The sequence below is a fragment of the Listeria rocourtiae subsp. hofi genome (assembly GCF_963575615.1).
GTDB classification, from domain to species: Bacteria; Bacillota; Bacilli; order Lactobacillales; family Listeriaceae; genus Listeria_A; species Listeria_A hofi.
On record NZ_CAUYTL010000076.1, the window covers coordinates 1 to 1766 of the forward strand.

Sequence of the window (1766 nt, forward strand, 5' to 3'; positions counted from 1 at the left end):
TTGTTCTTTGAAAACTAGATAAGAAAGTTAGTAAAGTGCGGTATAAATCGACAGATTTGTACCAACCAAGTAAGAACCGAGAATCAACTGAAAGTAACCTTTCAACTAACTGATACAGCCATCGCTGGCTGGAGACGTTAGGTAACAACCCGTGGTGTGCATCCGCACAGAAACCACATGGTTAAGTTAGAAAGGGCGCACGGTGGATGCCTTGGCACTAGGAGCCGAAGAAGGACGGGACTAACACCGATATGCTTTGGGGAGCTGTACGTAAGCGTTGATCCAGAGATTTCCGAATGGGGGAACCCACTATCTTTAGTCGGATAGTATCCTAACGTGAATACATAGCGTTAGGAAGGCAGACCCAGGGAACTGAAACATCTAAGTACCTGGAGGAAGAGAAAGAAACATCGATTTCCTGAGTAGCGGCGAGCGAAACGGAAAGAGCCCAAACCAAGAAGCTTGCTTCTTGGGGTTGTAGGACACTCTATACGGAGTTACAAAGGAACGTGGTAAATGAAGTGGTCTGGAAAGGCCCGCCAAAGAAGGTAACAGCCCTGTAATTGAAAGCACGTTCCCTCCAGAGTGGATCCTGAGTACGGCGGAACACGTGAAATTCCGTCGGAATCCGGGAGGACCATCTCCCAAGGCTAAATACTCCCTAGTGACCGATAGTGAACCAGTACCGTGAGGGAAAGGTGAAAAGCACCCCGGAAGGGGAGTGAAACAGTTCCTGAAACCGTGTGCCTACAAGTAGTTAGAGCCCGTTAATGGGTGATAGCGTGCCTTTTGTAGAATGAACCGGCGAGTTACGATTTGTTGCAAGGTTAAGCGGAAAAAGCGGAGCCGTAGCGAAAGCGAGTCTGAATAGGGCGCATGAGTAACAGGTCGTAGACCCGAAACCAGGTGATCTACCCATGTCCAGGATGAAGGTGAGGTAATACTCACTGGAGGTCCGAACCCACGCACGTTGAAAAGTGCGGGGATGAGGTGTGGGTAGCGGAGAAATTCCAATCGAACCTGGAGATAGCTGGTTCTCTCCGAAATAGCTTTAGGGCTAGCCTCGAGGTAAAGAGTCGTGGAGGTAGAGCACTGTTTGGACTAGGGGCCCTTCTCGGGTTACCGAATTCAGATAAACTCCGAATGCCATGTACTTATACTCGGGAGTCAGACTGCGAGTGATAAGATCCGTAGTCGAAAGGGAAACAGCCCAGACCACCAGTTAAGGTCCCAAAATATATGTTAAGTGGAAAAGGATGTGGGGTTGCATAGACAACCAGGATGTTGGCTTAGAAGCAGCCACCATTGAAAGAGTGCGTAATAGCTCACTGGTCGAGTGACCCCGCGCCGAAAATGTACCGGGGCTAAACATATTACCGAAACTGTGGATGAACCTCTTTTAGAGGTTCGTGGTAGGAGAGCGTTCTAAGGGCGGTGAAGTCAGACCGGAAGGACTGGTGGAGCGCTTAGAAGTGAGAATGCCGGTATGAGTAGCGAAAGACGGGTGAGAATCCCGTCCACCGAATATCTAAGGTTTCCTGGGGAAGGCTCGTCCGCCCAGGGTTAGTCGGGACCTAAGCTGAGGCCGATAGGCGTAGGCGATGGACAACAGGTAGATATTCCTGTACCAGTGCTGTTTGTTTGAGCAATGGGGTGACACAGAAGGATAGGGAATCGCACGGATGGAAAGGTGCGTCCAAGCAGTGAGTGTGAGAAGTAGGCAAATCCGCTTCTCGCGAAGCATGAGCTGTGATGGGGAAGGAAAT

General features: G+C 50.0%; 1 rRNA gene. It reads left to right on the forward strand.

The window, feature by feature from the left end:
* Window positions 1-179: 179 nt before the first annotated feature.
* A 23S ribosomal RNA gene (locus R8925_RS15735) occupies window positions 180-1766 on the forward strand; the annotation flags it as partial.